Source organism: Klebsiella sp. 10-1, from assembly GCF_009758445.1.
Lineage (GTDB): Bacteria > Pseudomonadota > Gammaproteobacteria > Enterobacterales > Enterobacteriaceae > Klebsiella > Klebsiella scottii.
Map to the genome: position 1 here is coordinate 286,097 of NZ_WQRE01000004.1, position 19,266 is coordinate 305,362.

Consider the following 19,266-nt stretch of genomic DNA (forward strand, 5'->3'; position numbering starts at 1 on the left):
GAAAATTTTATTCTGTCAGCACCGGATGGCCGCTCAGCGTTAAGGTGGTGGTGGCCGAATTGTTCACCAGCAGCGCCCTCGCGCCAAGCGGCAGGGTGACGGTGCGCTGCTCGTGGCCGAAATCCAGGCCGTCGATCAGCGGAATCGCGAGCTGCGCGCGCAGGTATGCGTAAACCGCCGCTAAATCGTACCCGGCGTCGTAATCGTTGGGCGCGGCTCCGCTGAAGCTGCCGAGGATAATCGCCCGCTGGCGCGCAAGAATGCCGCTATGCAGCAGCTGCAGCAGCATACGCTCGACGCGGAACGGGTGCTCGTTGATATCTTCCACGACCAAAATGCCGTCGGTAATCTGCGGCAGCCACGGCGTGCCGATAAGCGAGGTGAGCATCGCCAGGTTGCCGCCCCACAGCGTGCCCTGCGCGCGGCACTCCGGACCGTCGCCGTGCCATTCGAGGGTAAACTCCGGGCTGCTCAGCGCCTGCCAGAAGTGAAATTCCGTGAACGGGTCCAGCGTTTCCGCACCAAAGTTACCTGCCAGCATCGGCCCGCTGAAGGTGATTATGCTACCCTTTGCCAGCAGACCCAGCTGGATCGCCGTGAAATCACTGTGGCCGCAGATCAGCAGCGGGTCGCGCTGCTGGCGCGCGGTTAAGCCCTGCCAGTCGATGTGCGGCAGCAGGCGGCTGGCGCCGTAGCCGCCGCGCACCGGCATCACGATGCGGTTGCTGCCGCTGAGGGTAGCGAGCTGGTTGATATCGCTCAGGCGTTCTTGCTCAGTCCCGGCAAAGCGCTGCTGTCGGCGGGTAATGACCTGCTGATGCATCACCTGGTGTCCGGCTTCCTGCAGACGGCTGACGCCGCGGGCCGCGGCCTGCTGGTTGGTGCAGTAGCCTGAGGGGGCGACCAGATAAAACTGAGACATGACAATTCCTTGCTAAGAATGAAAGGGTTATCATGCCGCCTGGAGCGATTATTGTCATCTCCAGGCGGCAAACTTCAGCCAATAAGGATAGATGTGTGAAATTGAGATGGTGCGTTTTTTTATGTGTGTTATTGGCCGGCTGTAGCTCAAAACATGATTACCGCAATCCGCCGTGGAACGCTGAGGTTCCGGTGAAGCGGGCAATGCAGTGGATGCCAATCAGCGAAAAAGCCGGCGCGGCGTGGGGCGTTGACCCGCAGCTGGTGACGGCGATTATCGCCATTGAGTCCGGCGGTAATCCAACGGTAGTGAGTAAATCCGGCGCGGTTGGTTTGATGCAGCTGAAGCCTTCGACCTCCGGGCGCGACGTCTATCAGCGCATGGGCTGGCGCGGCGAACCGTCGGTTAGCGAGCTGAAAAATCCTGAGCGCAATATTTCGATGGGCGCGGCCTACCTGAGCATTCTTGAGAACGGTCCGCTGGCCGGGATTAAAGATCCGCAGGTGATGCGTTACGCGGTGGTGGTCTCCTACGCCAACGGCGCCGGCGCGCTGCTGCGCACCTTCTCGTCGAATCGCCAGGACGCGATTGACGAGATCAATGATATGGATGCCGACGACTTCTTCGAGCACGTAGCGAAAAAGCATCCGGCTCCGCAGGCTCCACGCTATATCTGGAAGCTGCAGAAAGCGCTGGATGCGATGTAATCATTGCCGCCTTCCCCCGGTCGCGCCGCGCTTAACGGGGCTACAGATCGCGTGATTTTGTAGCCCGGTAGGCGCAGCGGCCGGGGGGAGAGTTATCGGCTATCTCTTAAAAATCGTAGCCGACGGTGGCCGTCACGCTACGCTCCGCGCCCCAGTAGCAGTTGCCGGTTCCGTAGCAGCCGGACAGATACTCCCGGTCACTGAGGTTATTCGCGTTCACCTGCACAAACGCCCCTTTCAACGACGGCGACCAGACGCCGAGATCCGCACGCACCATCGCATCCAGCAGGGTCACCGACGGCAGGCGCTCGGTATTGGCGTCATCCGCCCACTGTTTACCAATGTAGCGTACGCCCGCGCCGGCGCTGATCCCCGCCGGGAACTGATAGTGCGCCCAGAAGGAAGCCATCTGATCCGGCGAGAGCTGCGGCGTATTATCGTTGGTGCCATCCTTGGTTTCCTGGAAGCGCAGGCGGTTCCAGGTATAGGAGGCGATGGTGCTCAGCTGCGGCGTAATTTGGTTATGCATCTCCAGCTCGACGCCCTGAGAGTGAACTTTCCCGGCCGGAACAAAGGTCGCGGTGGCGATATTCGGATCGCGGGTGGCCACGTCTTTCTGGGTTAAATCATAGATGGCGATGCTGTACATATCGGCGCTGCCCGGCGGCTGGAACTTCAGACCCGCTTCTACCTGTTCCGCGGTCGTCGGTTTGAGCAGGGTGCCGTCGGCTCCCGGCAGCATCGCCGGGGTAATTGCCTGGCTGTAGCTCAGGTACGGCGAGAGGCCGTTTTCCAGCGCGTACAGCAGGGAAGCGCGGCCGCTGATATGGTCATCGGAACGGCGGCTGGTGGTGCCGAACGTGTCGCTGACCTGCTGGGAAACGATGCGATCGTAGCGGCCGGAGAGGTCCAGATGCCAGCGATTCCACACCATCTCATCCTGCAGATAGAGCCCGGTCTGGTAATAGCGGCGGTTATTGTTATCGCTGTAGGTGACGGTATGCCCGCTCTGAGCGGTATAGCCGGTAAACGGATCGAGCGGCGAGGCGCCGCCGGCACCGGTCCATAAATCGTTGCGGAAGCGGTGGTATTCCGCGCCGAGGATGAGGGTATGCGCCAGCTCGCCGGTACTAAAATCGGCGCGCAGGCGGTTATCCGTGGACCACGCGTCCAGCGAGCCGCGAGAGCCGCTGTAGCCGCGGGAGAGCATATTCGTGTCGTCAACCCAGCCCACCTGATACACCTGATCTAACGAGACGTTGGTGTGGGTATAGCTGCCGGCGGAGTAGGCCGACCAGACGTCGCTGAACTGGTGGTTAAATTCATAGCTGTAGATCTGCTCGCGACGCTGATAGCCATCGGACGGATCGCCTTCGTTGGTGCCGGTGGAGAGCTTACGCCCGTTGTGCGCGTAGCGGGTGCCGTCCAGCGGCAGCGAGCCGTGATAGCCGCCCGACGGATCTTTTTGCAGATAGGCGCGCAGCAGCAGAGAAGTGTCGGTATCCGGCTGCCAGAGCAGGGACGGCGAAATGGCGTAACGCTCTTCGCGGGAATTGTCATACTGGGTATCGCTGGAGCGCGTCATGCCGATAATCCGATAGGCCCACTGGTCGTTAATGGCATCGGTATAGTCGAAGGCGGCGCCTTTGGTATTTTGCGTTCCGCCGCTAAGACGGAAATGACCTTCGGAAGTGAACTGCGGGCGCTTCGAGGTCAGGTTGACCACGCCGCCCGGCACGCTTTGCCCGTACAGCGCGGAGGAGGGGCCGCGGATGACGTCCACCCGCTCGATAAACCACGGATCGACCTGAATGACGTTGTGGCTCCCGCCATCGCTCATCAGGCGCATTCCGTCGAGGAACAGGTTGTCCACGTCGCCGCCGTGATAGCCGCGCAGGGAGACGGTATCAAAACGCGTCGCGCCGCCGCCAAAGCTTGAGTAGACGCCGGGCGTGTACTGCAGCGCCTGGCTAATCGTATTCGCCCCCTGGTCGGCCATTTGTTGTCGGGTAATGACCGACACCGACTGGGCGGTAGTAATCAGCGGCTGATCGGTTTTGGTGGCCCCGGCGGAGGTCTTTGCGCTATAGCTCGTGGTCGGCGTGCTGGCGGAATCGACGGGCTGGGCGGTGACGACAACCGTCTCTTCCGCAAGGCCTGCGAGAGGGAAAGCGGTAGCGAGGGCGCACAGCAAGGCGGAGCGTTTGAAGGTGACGCGAGCGATCATTGCATAATCCTGAAGTTACGCAGCCTGGTACTCCTGTACGCCGCCACGAGAAAAAGCGAAAGTGTCAATTTCCGTCATAAAGTAATGCGAATTATTATTGTTTATTTTTTTCGTTATCAAGTTGTAATTGGCGCACAGGAAAGTAAAACCCTATGATAAATATGGTGTTTATCGGCGCATGCGTGGCGGGCAGGGGATGTCGAGGCGAAAGCTGCCGCGCCGGGCTACCAGATTTAGTAGCCCGACGCTAAGGAACTGCGGGGGCTAAGAGCGGCTTTGCAGACGTAGCAGAGCCAGCGCTCTCCAGCCATCGGCAAGGAACGGCATGGCTGAGAGCGCCAGCAGCTCTTCAGACGTACCGCCGTCGCTAAAGACGATGGCCTGCACCCGGCTAAGCGGCCAGCCCTCCGCCGGCCGATCGAGCAGCACAAAGCCGTCGCTGCAGCCGGCCTCGCCGGGGGTGAGTACCCGGTAAAACCAGCCGTTGCGCGACTGCTGGTGCATCAGCTCCGGGGCGTGAGGGTCCCGTAGCCGCTCGGCCATAGTCTGACAGGCCACGCGTCCCCAGGAGATCTGGATTTCAGCGTTGCCGAGGCGAAAAACATCCCCCGGACAGACGTTGGCTTCCGTCATCCCCCGGGTGGAAAAGTTCTCACCGAACAGTCCGATATGCAGCTGCTGCCCCGCCAACGCCGGATAGCGTTCGCGCCAGTAGTCGTAATGCTCCCGCGCGTAGTGCATCAGCGCGCAGTCGGGATCGGCAAAATGCTCCTCAATACCGTTTTCTGCCTGCAGACCGTGGGTGTTGAGAAAGACGCGTCCGCTTAACGCCGTTTTACGCAGGGAACCGTCCGCCTGGCGCTGGTTGCCGAGAATGCTGCGCAGCATTACCGGAAAATCTGCAATCATGATGTCCTCCTTTTTCTCCGCCGCGGCGGAGAAGGTCTCAGAATTTATATTCCACGCCGGCCCAGAAGTTACGCCCTTCCTCAATAAATCCTTCGCCGTAGTAGTAGCGGGTATCGAAGAGGTTATTGACCGAGGCGTTGACGCTAAAACCGTGGCCGATGGCGTAATCGGTCCGCAGATGGGTGATGGCGAATCCCGGCGCTTTTTGCGATCCGTCGCTGTTGCTATAGCTGGAGGTGCGCGCCTCTTCAGAGAGCGTGATTTGCAGCGGCTCGACGGGCTTGAGCGTCAGCCAGGCGGTCAGCGTCTGCACCGGCAGGTCGGTGACCTTGCCCGCCTCTTCGCGTTTGGCATCAGCATGAATCAGACCGTAGCTTAGCCCGACGTCGAGCAGGTCAAACGGCGAGCCTTTGATCCCCACATCCAGGCCGGTATAGTCAACCCGGCCGCTGTTTTGGTTCTGCACCGTATCGGCATCGATATTGATCGCCAGGATGGCGTCGCTGACCCGGTTATAGTAGGTGCTTATCTCGTAGGCCCAGCGGTCGTTGAGGTGTCCATTCCAGGTCAAATCGACGCCGCGGGCGCGCTCGGGCTTGAGCTGCGGATTGACCAGCGCAATCTGGTCTTTCGCCGGTTTCGAGGTGGTATAGCGCTCTTTGAGCGTCGGGAAGCGGGTGCGATCGGACCAGGAGAGCGACAGGGTATCTTCGTTGCGAAAGCGGTAGCGAGCCATCGTTTCCCAGTTAAACGCGCTCTGCCGGTTGTCGTCGTAATGGGTCACGCTGCCGTTCTTTTCGTGCTTCATTCCCTGAAGACTGTTGCGCCAGTCATAGCTCATCCCGGCGACGAAGTCGAGATTATCCGCCGCCGCCCACTGGTATTCGCTGGCGACGGACCAGGTGCGATCCTTATAGCGATCGTAAGGACCGTTGACGGCGCTCTTCTCCCGATGAACATCATCTTTCCAGTTAACGGCAAAAGAGAGCTGGTCGTTCTGGCGGACGTCGGCGGCGAGCTGCAGCCCCGCGCCGGTGCTGTAGTCGCTATAGTGGCTGTAGCTGCCGTTTTTATTGTGCAGGTCCGCCAGCGAGTTATACATCAGCAGGGTGTTTTTGAAGGTGTCGTGATAGAGGCGGCTTTTCAGGGTGAAGCTGTCGCCGAGGTGCGTCGTACCCTGGTAGTAATAGCTCTCCTTATCGTACTCCGGCCACTGCCAGTAGCGGGATTTCTGGCTGCTGGTTCCGGCGTAAGGCGGGTTCTGCTTCTCGCCATCCTGCTTGATATAGGTCAGGGCGTACTCGTCGTTAGCGCGCGGCGTGAAGCCGAGCTTAATAATGCCGCGCTTATCATCGCTTGCCGAGTTGACCAGCTTGCCGTCTTCCCCGGCGACGGGGTTATTCGTTCCGTGAGGCAGGCCGAGGAAATCCTGCTTCAGGCGGCTGCCACTAAGCTGGATGTAGCCCAGATCGCCGCTGGCCCCAAGGGAGGCATGGGTGTCATAGGCATTAGTTTCGCTGCGGCTCCAGCCCTGACGATAGCCGATGCTGGCTTCCAGCGGTTTACTGGGGCTCGGGGTGGTGATGTTGATCGCCCCGCCCATTTGGTTGGGGCCCTGCAGCAGGGAAGAGTAGCCTTTTGATACCTCCACCGAGGCGATATCGGAAGTGAGAAACCGGCCCAGGTCGAGGTTGCCGTCGTAGGGGACGTAGATCGGCACGCCGTCAAAAAAAACCGGGACCTGACGGCCATCGAAGCCGCGGACTTTTACCTGCAGCTCGTTGCGGCTGCCTGACTTTTGTAACACCACGCCGGGGACCACCGATAGCGCGTGCGCGACATCCTGCTTATCCAGACTCTTGATGGTCTCCTGTCCGAGGATATTGGTGGTCGCCGCCGGGACGGGGCTTGACCAGACGGTCATGGACTCCTCCGCCGGGTCTGCCCAGGCGGTCTGACCTAAGCTGAGGCTAATCAATGTGCAAAGATAGCGCTTCCTGATTCTCATTTTTATTGTTCCTGTTTTCGTTTTTTTATCTTGAACTGTCCGGCTCCAGGCGAACCTGAATATCCGCCGGCGGCGCATACCACGGCGCCGAAGTAATAAACAATTCAATCCCACAATCGAGGTAGTTGGTTAAGGTGGTTAAGGTAATTCCGCCCGTCAGCGCCAGCGTGCAGCGCGGGGCGATACGCTGCGCCAGGTCAGCAACCTGGCGCGCCTGCGGCGGGGTAAATTTATCCAGCTGCAGGATGTCGGGTTCCGCCTGCAGCGAGGCCAGCGCTTCTTCGAGCGTGTCGGCCTCAACGGCAACCTTTTTCTCCGGCGCTGACTGGCGCAGGAGCTGAACGGCGTGTCGCCAGTCGCCGTCGTCGGCGAGGAACCGGCGATGATTGGCGAACAGCAGCAGGGTTTCCGCGCAGCCGGCCCGGTGGATCAGCCCGCCGGCGGCGACGATGGCCTGGGTACCGAGCAGCCGGGTGCCGGGAATGGCTTTGCGGGTACAGGCGATGTGCGCTGCGGGATGGCGGGCGCGCAGCAGCGTCAGCATTTCCGCGACATAAGCCGATACGCCGCAGCTCCACTCCAGCACGTTCTGCGCCGCTTTCCAGCCCTGATGCAGCGCCTCAGCGCTGCCGGTCGCACGCAGCAGCGGCGCATCGGGCTGGACGCGCGCGCCCTCTTCCTGTAGCACGGTTACGCTTAATCCCAGGCTTTTCAGCATCTGTCCAGCCGGAGAGATACCGCTGACGCAGCCGCCCTGACGGTGGCTGAAGGTCATGACGCCGGGGCGCGCGCCAATCGCCAGCGCACGGGTGGTCAGGTCGCCGCCCTGAATATCCTCCATCAGCCACGCGTCGGTCAGCGCCTGGGGGAAGTAGATCATACGTTTTCCCCACACTCCCAGGAGATAAGCGCCCAGTCGCGGTTGGTTGGCGCGATGGCCTGCGGGTCCTGCCGCTGATACCAGTGACGAAGCCGCGCGCGATCCTCTTCGTTGAGTACGCCAAGCGTCCATTTGACGTTCTCTTCAAAACGTTCAAAGGTGGCGTTATCCCGTTGGCAGCTGGGGCCACGGATAAAATCGACCCGCGCGTGAATGCCCATTTGATACAGGACGTTCAGCGCGTAGATATAGTTCGGTAGTTCGATCACTTCGCGTCCCAGCGCGCGCTGGATTGCCGGCGGCATAAACGTTGGCTGAACGAGGTGGGTGGTATAGACGCGCAGCCGCGCCTGGCGATTGAGCTGATCCATCGCCTGACGCATGTTGCCGACCAGCGTTGAGCGTGAGGCCACGGCAATATCGCAGCGCGGAATATCGTGCCACGACTCCTCCCACGCCCGGAGATGCCAGCAGGCGTTGGCGATGCGCATCTGCGCCGCGCGCTTTTCGGCTACCTCCAGCATTCCCCGGCTGTAATCGACGCCGTGTACCGCAGCGAGTTTATCCGCCAGCGCCAGGGCGACGGTTCCCGGCCCGCAGCCCATATCAAACAGGCTTTGCGCGCCGGTTAAGTCTATTTTTGCCAGTAGCTGCAGCAGGTAGCCGTCCGTAGGCTGGGCGCAGCTGTCGGCCATTTTCTCCGCCCTCGCGTCCCAGTGGGCGGGGGATTTCTCGGTGCGTCCGGCGAGCCTGAGCTGCTGTTGGTAAAGCCCGGCAAAATCAATATCGTCAATGAGCATAATTATTCCTGAAAGTGTGGGTGGCCAAGATGGTGGCGGATCTGGGCGGGCGTCACGCCGTACAGGGTGGCGAGGTTGCCCGGTGAGAGCTGCTGCTCCGCCGTTCCCTGAGTGACGAGGCCGTTTGGTTCGACCGCGATCACGCTATCGGCGATGGCGAGGGCGTGCAGCGGATGGTGGGTGGCCATAAACAGCGTCATCCCGGTTTGCCGCAGCTGGCGCAGGGTGTCGAGCAGGCGGATCTGGTGGCCGAAGTCGAGGCTTGAGGCCGGCTCATCCAGCAGCAGCAGACGCGGGCGCTGGACCAGCGCGCGGGCAATTAAGGTCAGCTGGCGCTCGCCGCCGCTCAGCGTGGCCCAGTTCCGCTCGGCGAGATGAGCGATACCCAGCGCCTCCAGCTGGGCGTAGGCGATACTGCGTTCGCTTCTGGCGGGCTGGGTGAAGGTACCGATATAGGGGCTAAGGCCCATCAGCACCATATCGAGGACGCTGAAGGCGAAGGCCCCGTCGTGCGCCTGCGGCACCCAGGCGATCGCGCGGGCGCGATCGCGGGAGCACAGCTGGGTTACCGGCAGACCGTCGATCAGGATCTGGCCGTCGCGCAGAGGAAGGAGGCCTAGTATGCTGCGCATCAGCGTGGTTTTCCCGCTGCCGTTGGCGCCGAGCAGGCAGCACAGCGTGCCAGGCTGCAGCGAAAACGACACGTCGCGCAAAACGGCGCGTTTGGGATAGCCAATTTCGGCATGGCGTACCGTCAGTAGCGTCATGGTCGGCTCCTGCGCAGCAGCAGCGCCAGAAAGAAGGGCGCGCCGATAAAAGAGGTCAGGATCCCGAGCGGGATTTCGCTGGCGCTCAGTCCGCGCGCCAGGGTGTCGGTGAGCAGCAGCAGCACGGCGCCAAGCCCCATCGCCACCGGCAGGAGGCGCTGATGATTGCTGCCGGTCAGCAGCCGCCCGATATGGGGGACGATCAGCCCGACCCAGCCGATAATGCCGGCAATAGCGACCGCGCTGGCGGTCGCGAGGGTCGCGCAGGCGACCACAATTAGCCGCAGGCGAGCGACGTTGATCCCCAGCGATCGCGCTTCGTCATCGGACAGGGTCAGCAGATTGATTCGCCAGCGCAGCAGCCACAGCGGCAGGCACCCGGCGATCATCAGCGGGGCGGCGACGGTCAGGTCGGCGGGGGTAATATCGGAGAGACCGCCCATCAGCCAGAAGGTGATCGAGGGGAGCTGGGTGTAGGGATCGGCGAGAATTTTGATAAGCGAAATTCCCGCCCCGCACAGCGTACCGAGGCAAATCCCCACCAGCACCAGCGTCAGCGCCGGATCGTGGCGGACGATGGCGCGGGAGACGATCCCAACGCCGGCCACCACCAGCAGGCCGCCGCAGAAGGCGAATAGCTGAATATAGAGCGTCGACATTCCGCACACCAGCGCCAGGCAGGCGCCGAGACCGGCGCCGCCGGCGACGCCAAGGATATCCGGCGAGACCAGCGGATTGCGAAACATTCCCTGGTAGGCGGCTCCGGCGGCGGAGAGCGACGCGCCGATGGCCAGCGCGGCGCCGATGCGCGGCAGGCGTATCTGCCAGAATACGATGCCGGCCTGCGGAGGAAGCGAGGCGCTGTGCGGATCGAACAGCAGATCGAACAGCCGCCCGAGGGTCAGGTTCCACGGGCCGGTCAGCAGGGCTGCCGAGAGGACCAGCAGGGCGGCAAGCAGCAGCGCGGCGCTCAAAGTTGCAGGCTTCATGGACGATTCACCAGCCTCGTATAGCGCTCGGGCGTTAACGCCGCGTGCCAGAATAGCGTGCTGTAGCGGGTCAGATCCTGCTGCAGCGTGGCGCGGATTCGCGGATCGAGCCAGGCGTGCAGGCGGCGCATCCCGGCGAGGCGGTTGATCCCCGGCGGCGCGTCCAGCCAGCCAAAAGGCAGGCCGTCAAGCAGCAGAACCCGCCGCTGCGCCACGGCGGCGACGCCCTGCCAGGCGGGGTCGCGTAAAATCGCGTCCCGCGTCGTGGCCTGCTGGGTGAGGATGATATCCGGCTGCCATTCCAGCAGATTTTCCAGCGAGACCTGGGCCAGTCCGCTGCGTCCGCTCACCCGCGCGACGTTCTCTAATCCCAGCAGCTCCGCCGCCTCCGTGTGCAGCGAACCGGCGAGGCCCGTTTCCAGTCCCCTGGCTCCCCGCGCGGCGTAAAAGCGCGTTCGCGCCCCGGCGCCAGAGGAAAAGGCGAGCGCCTCGGCGATAAACGTTTGCGCCAGCGACGCCTGGTGCCGGGTGCGTTCGGCGGTGCCGACGATGTCGCCAATCGTCAGCAGCTGCTGCGCCGAGGAGGCCAGGGTGCCGGTAATCAGCACCCACGGAATATGGCTGCGGGCGTGAACCCGGCGCGCCTGCGAGATCCAGGTGTCGTCCGCATTCCCGCAGTCCACCACCAGATCGGGCTCAAGCGCCAGCAGCCCCTCCAGCGACAGGGTGCTGGCGCGTCCGGCAAGACGGCCCGTTTTCGGCAGCCGGGCGATGTGCTCGGGCAGCGGAGCGTCCGGGAAGAGGGCAAAATCAAAAGAGGAAAATCCCAGCAGTTTTTCCGGCGCGGCGGCGAGCAGCAGCATATCGGCGGGCCCGCCGGCGCTGACAATCCGCCGGATAGCCGCCGGCGCAGGGTGTTCGCCAATGCTCAGGGCCAAAGGCGTGGCGGCGCGACTCTTCTGGCCGGGAAAGCACAGCATGAGGCTTAAAGCCTGCAGGAACGTACGGCGCGAAAAAGGCATATGTTTCTATCCTGAAACAAAGTGATGAAAAAACCGCTATATATTTACATATATAACGTTGATGAAGTTGCCAGAGATCAAAAATCGACACATTAGTTTCCGCCTTACTCCATAAGGGTAAGGTGAAGTCGAAAGGCCATTCGGGAGGGGAAAACGCCCGGCATGGCTGAGCCGCCGGGCGTAAGTCGGGAGCGGTGAGGGGTTAATGCGCGGCGGCAGGCGCCGCCTTATCCGTTCCACTGGCGCTATCGTTTGCCGCCGGTCGCGCGGCAGGCGCCGCCTTATCCGTTCCGCCGGCGCTATCGTTTGCCGCCGGTCGCGCGGCCGGGAGCGAATCGCAGGGTTTCTCTTTCGGGCACACCAGGTCGAGCATTTTCAAGGTCACGCCGTTGGTCCAGCCGAAGCCGTCCTGCAGCGGATACTCACCGCCTCCGCCGCCGGTGCCGGTTGAGCTGACGTCATACTTTTCCACCAGCTTCTGCTGGCTGTCATAGGTATGCTGCACGTTGCTGAGGAAGCGCCAGCTGACCTCCATCGCGATTTTCTGCTGGCCGTAGTTTTGCAGCCCTTCGGCGGCCACCCACTGCAGCGGCGCCCAGCCGTTCGGCGCATCCCACTGCTGACCGCTGTTGACGGTAGTGGTGGTTAAACCGCCCGGTTTAAGCAGACGAGACTGCGTCGCGGCGGCAACTTTGGCCGCGCGTTCGCTGGAGGCGGCGTTGACGTACAGCGGGAACAGAGCCGCGGCGGTGAGCTGATTGCGCACCTTGTGGCTTTTGAGATCGTAATCGGCGTACCAGCCCTCTTTGTCATTCCACAGGTATTTCTCCAGCGCCTTCTGGCGGGCGTTAGCCAGCGCGTCGTACTGCGCCGCCTTCGCGCTATCGCCGGCGGCTTTGCTGGCGCGGGCGAGGGTTTTCTCCATGCGGAACATCAGCGAGTTAAGATCGACCGGAATGATGCTGGTGGTGCGAATGGTGCCCAGCTGCTGCGGGTTATCCATCCAGCGGGAGCTGAAGTCCCAGCCGGAGGCCGCGGCGGAGCGCAGATCGCGGTAGATCTCGGTCGCCGGACGGTTGGGGTTGTTTTTGGCGGTGGTCACATCATCGAGCCAGGACTCCGGGCGCGGCGTATCGTTGTCATCCCAGTAGCGGTTCAGCAGCGCGCCGTCCTCCATGCGCACCACGCGCTGATTCGCTTTACCCGGCTCCAGCGCATCGGCGCCTGCCATCCAGTAGCGGTACTCTTTCTCCATCTCAGGCAGCCAGGTTTTCAGCGCCTGGTCGCCGTCGTGGGTCGCCAGCAGCTCCACCATAAACGGGAAGAACGGCGGCTGTGAACGGCTCAGATAATAGCTGCGGTTGCCGTTCGGGATATGTCCCCAGGTATCGATTTCATAGGCAAAGTTAGCCACCATATCTGCAACTTTGTCCCAGTGCCCGCTCTCGGCCAGGCCCAGCATGGTGAAGTAGCTATCCCAGTAGTAGACCTCGCGAAAGCGGCCGCCCGGGACGACGTAAGGCCTGGGCAGCGGCAGCAGCGAATCCCATTTCTCGACCTCAACGGTACTGCGGGTCAGCACCGGCCACAGGCCGTCAATATGCTGGCGCAGGGTCTGGCCCTTGGGCGGTACGTACGTATCGTTATCTTTCGGTAGCGTAAAGTTGAGCCCGACAAAGTGGCGCAGGTCGAAGCTGGCCTGATTTTTCTGCATGCGATAATCGGCGAGGATCATCAGCGGATCGCCGTTCGGCACCGCATCGGCGAAGGTTTTCTGATCGGGGAAGAGTTTGGCGCTTTGCACATCGTTGAACAGCGGGCCTAGCAGAATATCCGGCGACTGCGGCGGGGCGGGCTTTGTCTCATCGGCCTGGGCTGCCAGCGCCGACAGCGCAAAGAGGGCGCCTCCCAGCGCCAGACGCAAAGCGTAGGGCAGCGTTGCCGGGCGACGTGAAACGGATCTCGTCATGGGTAGTTCTCCTTATCATTACAGACGATTTTGCCACTGCGATTGACCATCAGAAAACCTTAGACGAATATCCGCCGCTACGCGTGTCGCAGCTAACATTTTGCGTGAAAACAGATAATTTACCTGCATTTTGCGCCGCCGCCGGGCGGATAAGGGCGCCATGCGGGTGGCCGCTTTCTGCTAAAATCGCGCTACCGTAACAACGAGCTAAAAGCCCACCGGGAGCGAGCCGTGAACCGACGTCATTTTCTACTGTTTAGCGCCGCGGCGCTGCTGGCGGCCAACCGCGCCATCGCCCGCGATCCTGAGCAGGAAACCCTGTGGCTGTGGCCCGGCGACGCGCCGGGCGGCGGCGGGCCGCAGGGCGCGAGCCGGCGGTCGGCCCGAGGCGCCCTCAGCCATATCGCGCGGCCGCAGCTGTCGGTGTGGCAGCCGGCGGCGCCTCGCGGACACGGCGTGCTGGTCGCCGCCGGCGGTGGCTACCGGCGGATTGAAATGGCGAAGGAGGCGTGGCCCGCCGCCCGCTGGCTAACGGCCCGCGGCTATACCGCCTATGTGCTGAGCTACCGTCTTCCCGGCGAAGGCTGGGCGGCGGGTGGCCTGGCGCCGCTGCAGGATGCCCAGCGCGCGCTGCGTCTGATTCGCCAGCGCGAGCAAAAGGTCAGCCTGCTGGGCTTTTCCGCCGGCGGCCACCTGCTGGGAATGACCGCCTGCCGGGCTGATTTTGCCTCTTATCCGCCGGTCGACGCGAGGGATGCGCTGTCCGCCCGCGCCGACGGAGCGGCGCTGATCTATCCGATTATTTCGCTGGAGCCGCCCTATAGCCATACCGCGACCCACCGGGTCCTCGCCGGACCTCACGCCTCACCGGCGGTTGACCGCGCCTGGTCGGTGCAGACCTACGTGAACCGGCGCACGCCGCCCTGCTTTTTAACCCAGGCGCAGGACGATCCGGTGTCCGATCCGCACAATACGCTGATTATGGCCGACGCCTGCCGCCAGCATCAGGTGGCGGTCAGCCTGTATCGCTACGCCAGCGGCGGTCACGGCTTTGGGATGGGACGCCCGGGCACGCCAACCGTCGCCTGGCCGGAGCGCTATGCGCGCTGGCTGGAGACGCTCTCGCCGTAATGGCGCAAAGCGGCTTTCCGTGCCTCATCGTGGTGCAGTCCGGGTGAAATATAAGAAAAATGACGGGTTGTTTTTTGCACAGTTAAGCGGCGCGAGGCTGCGGGCTTGCACAGCCAGGTTACCGGCCGTGACCTGGCATAATTAATGCTTATCTCTTCCCGGGGTTACCCCAAAGTGAGTACAACCGGAGGAGACGGCCATGATAAAAATAACGCTTCCTGACGGGCATTATTATGACGAGATGCTTACCGTCGAGGGACAGCAGCGCCAGCACTATAACGCCTGGTGGCAATGGTTTCACAACACCGATCAATTCTCTATCCGGCAAAAAAAAGAGCAGGCGGAGCTGCTTTTTCACCGTATTGGCATCACCTTTAACGTGTATGGCGAAGGCGAGGGGACCGAACGGCTGATCCCGTTTGATAGCGTACCGCGCATTATCCCCGCCGCCGAGTGGCGGCGCATCGATCGCGGCATCCGCCAGCGGGTGAAGGCGCTGAACGCCTTCCTTTACGATATCTACCACGAGCAGAATATCCTGCGCGCCGGGATTATTCCGGCGGAACAGGTGCTGGCGAACGATCAATACCAGCCCTGCATGCAGGGGATTAATCTACCCAATAATATCTACGCCCATATCACCGGGGTCGATATGGTGCGCAACAGCGACGGCCAGTACTACGTGCTGGAGGACAATCTGCGCACGCCTTCGGGCGTCTCCTATATGCTCGAAAACCGCAAAATGATGATGCGTCTCTATCCCGAGATGTTTGAACAGCACCATATTGCGCCGGTGGAGCGCTATCCGGGCTATTTGCTGCAAACCCTGCGTGAAAGCTCCCCCGTGGACGATCCCTGCGTGGTGGTGATGACGCCGGGCCGCTTTAACAGCGCCTATTTTGAACACAGCTTTCTTGCCCAGCAGATGGGGGTTGAGCTGGTGGAGAGCGCCGATCTGTTTATTAAAGCGGACGCGGTCTATATGCGCACCACCGAGGGGCCGCGGCGGGTCGACGTGATCTACCGCCGCGTCGACGACGCCTATCTTGACCCGCTGGCCTTCCGCGCCGATTCGATGCTCGGCGTGCCCGGCCTGCTGTCGGTGTACCGCGCGGGAGGCGTAGTGCTGGCGAACGCGATCGGCACCGGCGTGGCCGACGATAAATCGATCTACCCCTTTGTGCCGGAGATGATCCGCTTCTATCTCGGCGAACAGCCGATCCTCAACAATATCCCGACCTGGCAGTGCCGCAAGCCGGAAGACCTGCTGTACGTGCTTAACAACCTCGATCGGATGGTGGTTAAGGAAGTGCACGGCGCCGGAGGCTACGGCATGCTGGTCGGCCCGCGTTCGACGAAAGAAGAGCGTGAAGCGTTCCGCCAGCGCCTGCTGGCAAACCCGGCCAACTACATCGGCCAGGATACCCTGGCGCTCTCGACCTGCCCGACCTTCGTCGAAGACGGCCTGTCGCCCCGGCATATCGATCTCCGTCCTTTCGTGCTTTCCGGCCAGGAGATCCGCCTGGTGCCCGGCGGCCTGACGCGGGTGGCGCTGACGGAAGGCTCGCTGGTGGTGAACTCATCGCAGGGCGGCGGCACCAAAGATACCTGGGTGATGGAGGATGACGAATCATGCTAAGTCGTACAGCGAGTGAACTGTTCTGGATGGCGCGTTATCTGGAGCGCGCGGAAAGCTACGCCCGGGTGCTCGACGTAACCTGGAAACTCTCGATGATCCCCCGTCATAGCCAGCAGGCGCGGGATCTGGCCCTACCGCTGAACCTGTCGCAGACCCACGAGCTGTTTCAGGAGCGCCACGCGCGCTTCTCGATGGGCAATCTGTTTAACTTCTTTGCCCTCGACGGCAACAACCCCGGCAGCATCTACAGCTGCGTCGAGATGGCGTGGAATAACGCCCACGCGGTGCGCGGCAGCCTCTCCGCAGAGGTATGGGAGTGCATTAACGCGACGCGGATTGAGCTGCGCAGGCTACGCCAGCAGGGGATTAGCGAGCTCGGCAGCGACGGTTTCCTTGAGTGGGTAAAAGAGCGGGTGCACCTGTTTCGCGGCGCGGTGCTGGGCACGCTGCTGCGCAACGACGCCCTCAGCTTTATCGGCATCGGCACGCTGATTGAAAGGGCTTACGCGACCACCCAGCTGCTGCTGATCAAGGACCAGCAGCTGAGCAGCGACCCGGACCCGGTGCGCGAGTACTACCGGCTGGACACGCTGCTGAACGCGGTCAGCGCGCGCGAAGCCTACAACAGTATTTATCGCCAGCCGGTGAGCCGGGAGACGGTTATGGAGCTGCTAATTTTGCGCAACGACGTCCCGCGCTCGCTCCGGGCCTCAATTTCCGATCTGATCGGCCAGCTGGAGCATATCGCCAACGATCGCTCCCATCTGCCGCTGCGCCTGGCGCATCAGCTGAACGTCGACCTGCGCTTCAGCACCCGGGAAGACCTGGCCAGCGCCGACCTGCAGAGTTACCTCAACGGACTGCTGGCGCGGATCAACGCCCTGTCCGACAGCATCAGACAAACCTATCTGGAGGCGCTATGAAACTGGTTATCGACCACCTGACCCGCTATGGCTACGATGAAGAAGTCAAGTTTTCGACTCAGTATCTGCGCCTGACACCGCGCAGCTCCGGCCGGCAAAAAATCAGCTCCTGGACGCTGACGCTGCCGGACGGGGCGAGCATTACGACCACCGATGCGTGGGGCAACGTGCTGCACGTATTGACGCTGGATAACCCGCATAAAGAGATCTCGATTCGCGCCAGCGGGGTGGTCGATATCGCGCAGGAGGATGAGGAGTGCGGGGTAGACGAAGAGGAGCTGCTCTCGCCGCTGGTCTTTTTACGCTGTACGCCGCTGACCCGCCCCGACGAGCGGATCCGCGAGTTTGCCCGGAACCTGTACCGCGCCGATGAGCCGGAGGCGAGCCTCAATCAGCTGATGGCGGAACTGCTGGTAAAAATGCCATACTCACCGGGAGCCACCCAGGTGCAGGACTCCGCCGCCGACGCTTTCGCGCGATCTAAGGGCGTGTGCCAGGATCATACCCACGTTTTCCTCGCCTGCTGTCGGGCGATGGAGATCCCGGCGCGCTACGTTAGCGGCTATGTTTATAGCGATAACGCGCAGCACGTGGCGATGCACGCCTGGGCCGAGGTGTGGCTCAACGGGCGCTGGAAATCGTTTGATATTACCAATAATACCCGTAACCTGAATCAGCACCTGCGGCTGGCGACCGGGCTGGACTATCTTGACGCCTGTCCGGTGCGCGGTACCCGACTGGGCGGCGGCGGGGAAATTATGTTAACCAACGCTGAAGTGCGCGAGCATTCGCAACAGGCGCAGCAGCAATAAAGGCAGGAACGGAGAACGATGACCTACTGTGTGGCCATGTGTTTAGCGGATGGGCTGGTATTCGCCTCAGATTCGCGCACCAATGCGGGCGTGGATCATATTGCGACTTTCAAAAAGCTTCATGTTTTTCAGCAGGAGGCTGAACGGGTGCTGGTGCTGCAGTCCGCCGGCAATCTGGCTACGACCCAAAGCGTGATTAGCCTGCTGAGCGCGCGAATTCGCACCCAGCAGGAGCCTAACCTGATGCAGGTAAGCTCCATGTATGACGCGGCGATGCTGGTGGGCAAAACGCTGCAGGAGGTTATTCAGCGCGACAGCAGCAACCAGCAAAACTGCGGCAATACCAACTTTAACTGTAACCTGCTGCTGGGCGGCCAGCTGGCGGGGGAGACGCACCGCCTGTTCCATATCTACCCGGAAGGTAATTTTATTGAGGCCACCCGCGATACGCCCTATTTCCAGATTGGCGAAAGCAAGTACGGCAAACCGATTATCGACCGGGTGCTGACTATAGACACGCCGCTGGAGCAGGCGATGTGCTGCGCGCTGATCTCCATAGATTCGACGCTGCGCAGCAACCTCTCCGTCGGCCTGCCCCTTGATACGCTGCTCTACCGCAGCGGCAGCCTGAGCGGCGCGGAGCAGCATCGGATAACCGAAAGCGATCCTTACTTCAACACCATCCGCAGGGCGTGGTCCGAAGGGCTGCAGAATACGTTCCAGAAGCTGCCGCCGTTTGCGCCGGAGCGCGAGCGTTAAATCACGGTCGATGATGAAAGATAGCGCCCCGGCGTCATCCCCGTCATGGTGCGGAAAAAGTAGATAAAGGCGCTGTCGCTGGCGAAATCCAGCGCCTGCGCGGCATCGGTAATGCGTTTCCCCGTCGCCAGCAGCTCCACCGCCTTCATCAATCGCCACTGCTGCCGCCACTGCTGCCAGGACATCCCGGTGTCGCGGCGCAAAATACGGCTGATGGTCTTTTCACTGGCTCCGCACTCTGCGGCGAGCGCCCGTAGCGTCGGCGGCAGCGCGTGGCCGCCCAGCGCGGCGAGGCGCTTATCCTGCGGCAGGGCGAGCATCATCGGCTCATGGGCCGCCGCGCTAATCTCCGCCGCGCACAGGGCGGCAAGGTGCCAGCCGGTACCGCTCTCCCAGTCGCTTTCCCACGGGCTCGCCGCCACCCGCTCCAGCAGCTCGCGCAGCAGCGGGCCGACGTTGAGGATCGCCGGGCGTTGGGGGAGAGCAGGAAAGCAGGAGGGCTCAAACCACACCGAGCGATAGTCGACGATGCTTTTCATCTCCGCGCGATGGCGTATGCCCGCCGGGATCCACGCCGCCCGGGTGGGAGGGAGCAGGCACAGCAGCGCGCCGTCGTTGAGCGTCAGGCTCACGCAGCCCTGACGGGTAAAAAGGATCTGCGCCATGTCGTGCCGGTGGCTGCCGGAGTCATGGTTACCCAGCGCCGACCGGACGCCAACCACCGTTTTGTTCAGCGCATCCGGGTTGAATGCCGCCTGCGCATCGAGCCACGCCATAATGTCCGATTTCCGATATATATAGT

17 protein-coding genes are annotated in these 19,266 nt (G+C 62.0%); 6 read left to right on the forward strand and 11 right to left on the reverse strand.

The genetic code is table 11. The features are described from left to right. Positions 1 to 7 precede the first annotated feature (7 nt). Positions 8 to 922, reverse strand: a complete 915-nt coding sequence (gene ldcA, locus GO007_RS16910; protein WP_095101857.1) for a muramoyltetrapeptide carboxypeptidase — start codon at positions 920 to 922, stop codon at positions 8 to 10. Positions 923 to 1,017: 95 nt separating this feature from the next. Here ldcA and emtA point away from each other — a divergent pair, with 95 nt between their 5' ends. Continuing rightward, on the forward strand, positions 1,018 to 1,629 hold the full coding sequence (gene emtA / locus GO007_RS16915; protein ID WP_095101859.1) for a membrane-bound lytic murein transglycosylase EmtA: 612 nt from the start codon (positions 1,018 to 1,020) through the stop codon (positions 1,627 to 1,629). 106 nt (positions 1,630 to 1,735) lie between these two features. On the opposite strand, the gene GO007_RS16920 is transcribed toward emtA, so the two are convergent. The 9 genes from GO007_RS16920 to GO007_RS16960 all read right to left on the reverse strand — a co-directional run bounded on the left by GO007_RS16920 (position 1,736) and on the right by GO007_RS16960 (position 13,200). Continuing rightward, the gene (locus GO007_RS16920; RefSeq protein WP_095101861.1) at positions 1,736 to 3,856 is read right to left on the reverse strand and encodes a TonB-dependent siderophore receptor; all 2,121 of its coding nucleotides are present in this window, start codon (positions 3,854 to 3,856) and stop codon (positions 1,736 to 1,738) included. A gap of 264 nt (positions 3,857 to 4,120) precedes the next feature. Further along, positions 4,121 to 4,765 carry an MOSC domain-containing protein gene (locus GO007_RS16925; protein ID WP_095101863.1) on the reverse strand — a complete coding sequence of 215 codons (645 nt, stop codon included), beginning with the start codon at positions 4,763 to 4,765 and terminating at the stop codon, positions 4,121 to 4,123. Between the two features lie 37 nt (positions 4,766 to 4,802). Continuing rightward, positions 4,803 to 6,773, reverse strand: coding sequence for a TonB-dependent receptor plug domain-containing protein (locus GO007_RS16930; protein ID WP_095101865.1), 1,971 nt, complete (start codon positions 6,771 to 6,773; stop codon positions 4,803 to 4,805). A 25-nt stretch (positions 6,774 to 6,798) separates the two neighbouring features. Beyond that, entirely contained in the window at positions 6,799 to 7,653 is an 855-nt protein-coding gene (gene modD, locus GO007_RS16935; RefSeq protein ID WP_095101867.1) for a ModD protein, read from the reverse strand. Beyond that, positions 7,650 to 8,453: a class I SAM-dependent methyltransferase gene (locus GO007_RS16940; protein ID WP_095101869.1), complete on the reverse strand. Its 804-nt coding sequence runs from the start codon at positions 8,451 to 8,453 to the stop codon at positions 7,650 to 7,652. Before GO007_RS16940 ends, modD begins: the two co-directional genes overlap by 4 nt. A 2-nt stretch (positions 8,454 to 8,455) precedes the next feature. After that, positions 8,456 to 9,220 carry an ABC transporter ATP-binding protein gene (locus GO007_RS16945; RefSeq protein WP_095101871.1) on the reverse strand — a complete coding sequence of 255 codons (765 nt, stop codon included), beginning with the start codon at positions 9,218 to 9,220 and terminating at the stop codon, positions 8,456 to 8,458. After that, positions 9,217 to 10,209, reverse strand: coding sequence for a FecCD family ABC transporter permease (locus GO007_RS16950; protein ID WP_095101873.1), 993 nt, complete (start codon positions 10,207 to 10,209; stop codon positions 9,217 to 9,219). Before GO007_RS16950 ends, GO007_RS16945 begins: the two co-directional genes overlap by 4 nt. Next, entirely contained in the window at positions 10,206 to 11,231 is a 1,026-nt protein-coding gene (locus tag GO007_RS16955; RefSeq protein WP_095101875.1) for an ABC transporter substrate-binding protein, read from the reverse strand. Before GO007_RS16955 ends, GO007_RS16950 begins: the two co-directional genes overlap by 4 nt. 202 nt (positions 11,232 to 11,433) lie before the next feature. Continuing rightward, on the reverse strand, positions 11,434 to 13,200 hold the full coding sequence (locus GO007_RS16960) for an alpha,alpha-trehalase (RefSeq protein ID WP_095101877.1): 1,767 nt from the start codon (positions 13,198 to 13,200) through the stop codon (positions 11,434 to 11,436). 231 nt (positions 13,201 to 13,431) lie between these two features. On the opposite strand from GO007_RS16960, the gene GO007_RS16965 reads away from it, so the two are divergent. From GO007_RS16965 to GO007_RS16985, 5 genes are all read left to right on the forward strand, one after another. Continuing rightward, the gene (locus GO007_RS16965; RefSeq protein WP_095101879.1) at positions 13,432 to 14,331 is read left to right on the forward strand and encodes an alpha/beta hydrolase; all 900 of its coding nucleotides are present in this window, start codon (positions 13,432 to 13,434) and stop codon (positions 14,329 to 14,331) included. A 199-nt stretch (positions 14,332 to 14,530) separates the two neighbouring features. Next, positions 14,531 to 15,970 carry a circularly permuted type 2 ATP-grasp protein gene (locus GO007_RS16970; protein ID WP_095101881.1) on the forward strand — a complete coding sequence of 480 codons (1,440 nt, stop codon included), beginning with the start codon at positions 14,531 to 14,533 and terminating at the stop codon, positions 15,968 to 15,970. Further along, positions 15,964 to 16,893 (forward strand): alpha-E domain-containing protein, encoded by a 930-nt coding sequence (locus tag GO007_RS16975; RefSeq protein ID WP_095101883.1) that lies wholly within the window; start codon positions 15,964 to 15,966, stop codon positions 16,891 to 16,893. The genes GO007_RS16970 and GO007_RS16975 overlap by 7 nt, the downstream gene beginning before the upstream one ends. Continuing rightward, on the forward strand, positions 16,890 to 17,705 hold the full coding sequence (locus GO007_RS16980; RefSeq protein WP_095101885.1) for a transglutaminase family protein: 816 nt from the start codon (positions 16,890 to 16,892) through the stop codon (positions 17,703 to 17,705). Before GO007_RS16975 ends, GO007_RS16980 begins: the two co-directional genes overlap by 4 nt. 18 nt (positions 17,706 to 17,723) lie before the next feature. Further along, positions 17,724 to 18,464, forward strand: a complete 741-nt coding sequence (locus GO007_RS16985) for a proteasome-type protease (protein WP_095101887.1) — start codon at positions 17,724 to 17,726, stop codon at positions 18,462 to 18,464. Here GO007_RS16985 and GO007_RS16990 read toward each other — a convergent pair. Continuing rightward, on the reverse strand, positions 18,461 to 19,240 hold the full coding sequence (locus GO007_RS16990; protein WP_095101889.1) for an AraC family transcriptional regulator: 780 nt from the start codon (positions 19,238 to 19,240) through the stop codon (positions 18,461 to 18,463). The genes GO007_RS16985 and GO007_RS16990 overlap by 4 nt on opposite strands. Between the last annotated feature and the right edge of the window lie 26 nt (positions 19,241 to 19,266).

What these genes read in the sequence shown, in the direction of transcription:
- GO007_RS16975 (WP_095101883.1), top strand. Translation starts at nt 15,964, where the DNA reads ATGCTAAGTCGTACAGCGAGTGAACTGTTCTGGATGGCGCGTTATCTG.
- GO007_RS16980 (WP_095101885.1), top strand. Translation starts at nt 16,890, where the DNA reads ATGAAACTGGTTATCGACCACCTGACCCGCTATGGCTACGATGAAGAA.
- GO007_RS16940 (WP_095101869.1), bottom strand. Translation starts at nt 8,453, where the DNA reads ATGCTCATTGACGATATTGATTTTGCCGGGCTTTACCAACAGCAGCTC.
- GO007_RS16950 (WP_095101873.1), bottom strand. Translation starts at nt 10,209, where the DNA reads ATGAAGCCTGCAACTTTGAGCGCCGCGCTGCTGCTTGCCGCCCTGCTG.
- modD (WP_095101867.1), bottom strand. Translation starts at nt 7,653, where the DNA reads ATGATCTACTTCCCCCAGGCGCTGACCGACGCGTGGCTGATGGAGGAT.
- ldcA (WP_095101857.1), bottom strand. Translation starts at nt 922, where the DNA reads ATGTCTCAGTTTTATCTGGTCGCCCCCTCAGGCTACTGCACCAACCAG.
- GO007_RS16985 (WP_095101887.1), top strand. Translation starts at nt 17,724, where the DNA reads ATGACCTACTGTGTGGCCATGTGTTTAGCGGATGGGCTGGTATTCGCC.
- GO007_RS16925 (WP_095101863.1), bottom strand. Translation starts at nt 4,765, where the DNA reads ATGATTGCAGATTTTCCGGTAATGCTGCGCAGCATTCTCGGCAACCAG.
- GO007_RS16990 (WP_095101889.1), bottom strand. Translation starts at nt 19,240, where the DNA reads ATGGCGTGGCTCGATGCGCAGGCGGCATTCAACCCGGATGCGCTGAAC.
- GO007_RS16920 (WP_095101861.1), bottom strand. Translation starts at nt 3,856, where the DNA reads ATGATCGCTCGCGTCACCTTCAAACGCTCCGCCTTGCTGTGCGCCCTC.
- GO007_RS16930 (WP_095101865.1), bottom strand. Translation starts at nt 6,773, where the DNA reads ATGAGAATCAGGAAGCGCTATCTTTGCACATTGATTAGCCTCAGCTTA.
- GO007_RS16955 (WP_095101875.1), bottom strand. Translation starts at nt 11,231, where the DNA reads ATGCCTTTTTCGCGCCGTACGTTCCTGCAGGCTTTAAGCCTCATGCTG.
- GO007_RS16970 (WP_095101881.1), top strand. Translation starts at nt 14,531, where the DNA reads ATGATAAAAATAACGCTTCCTGACGGGCATTATTATGACGAGATGCTT.
- GO007_RS16945 (WP_095101871.1), bottom strand. Translation starts at nt 9,220, where the DNA reads ATGACGCTACTGACGGTACGCCATGCCGAAATTGGCTATCCCAAACGC.
- GO007_RS16960 (WP_095101877.1), bottom strand. Translation starts at nt 13,200, where the DNA reads ATGACGAGATCCGTTTCACGTCGCCCGGCAACGCTGCCCTACGCTTTG.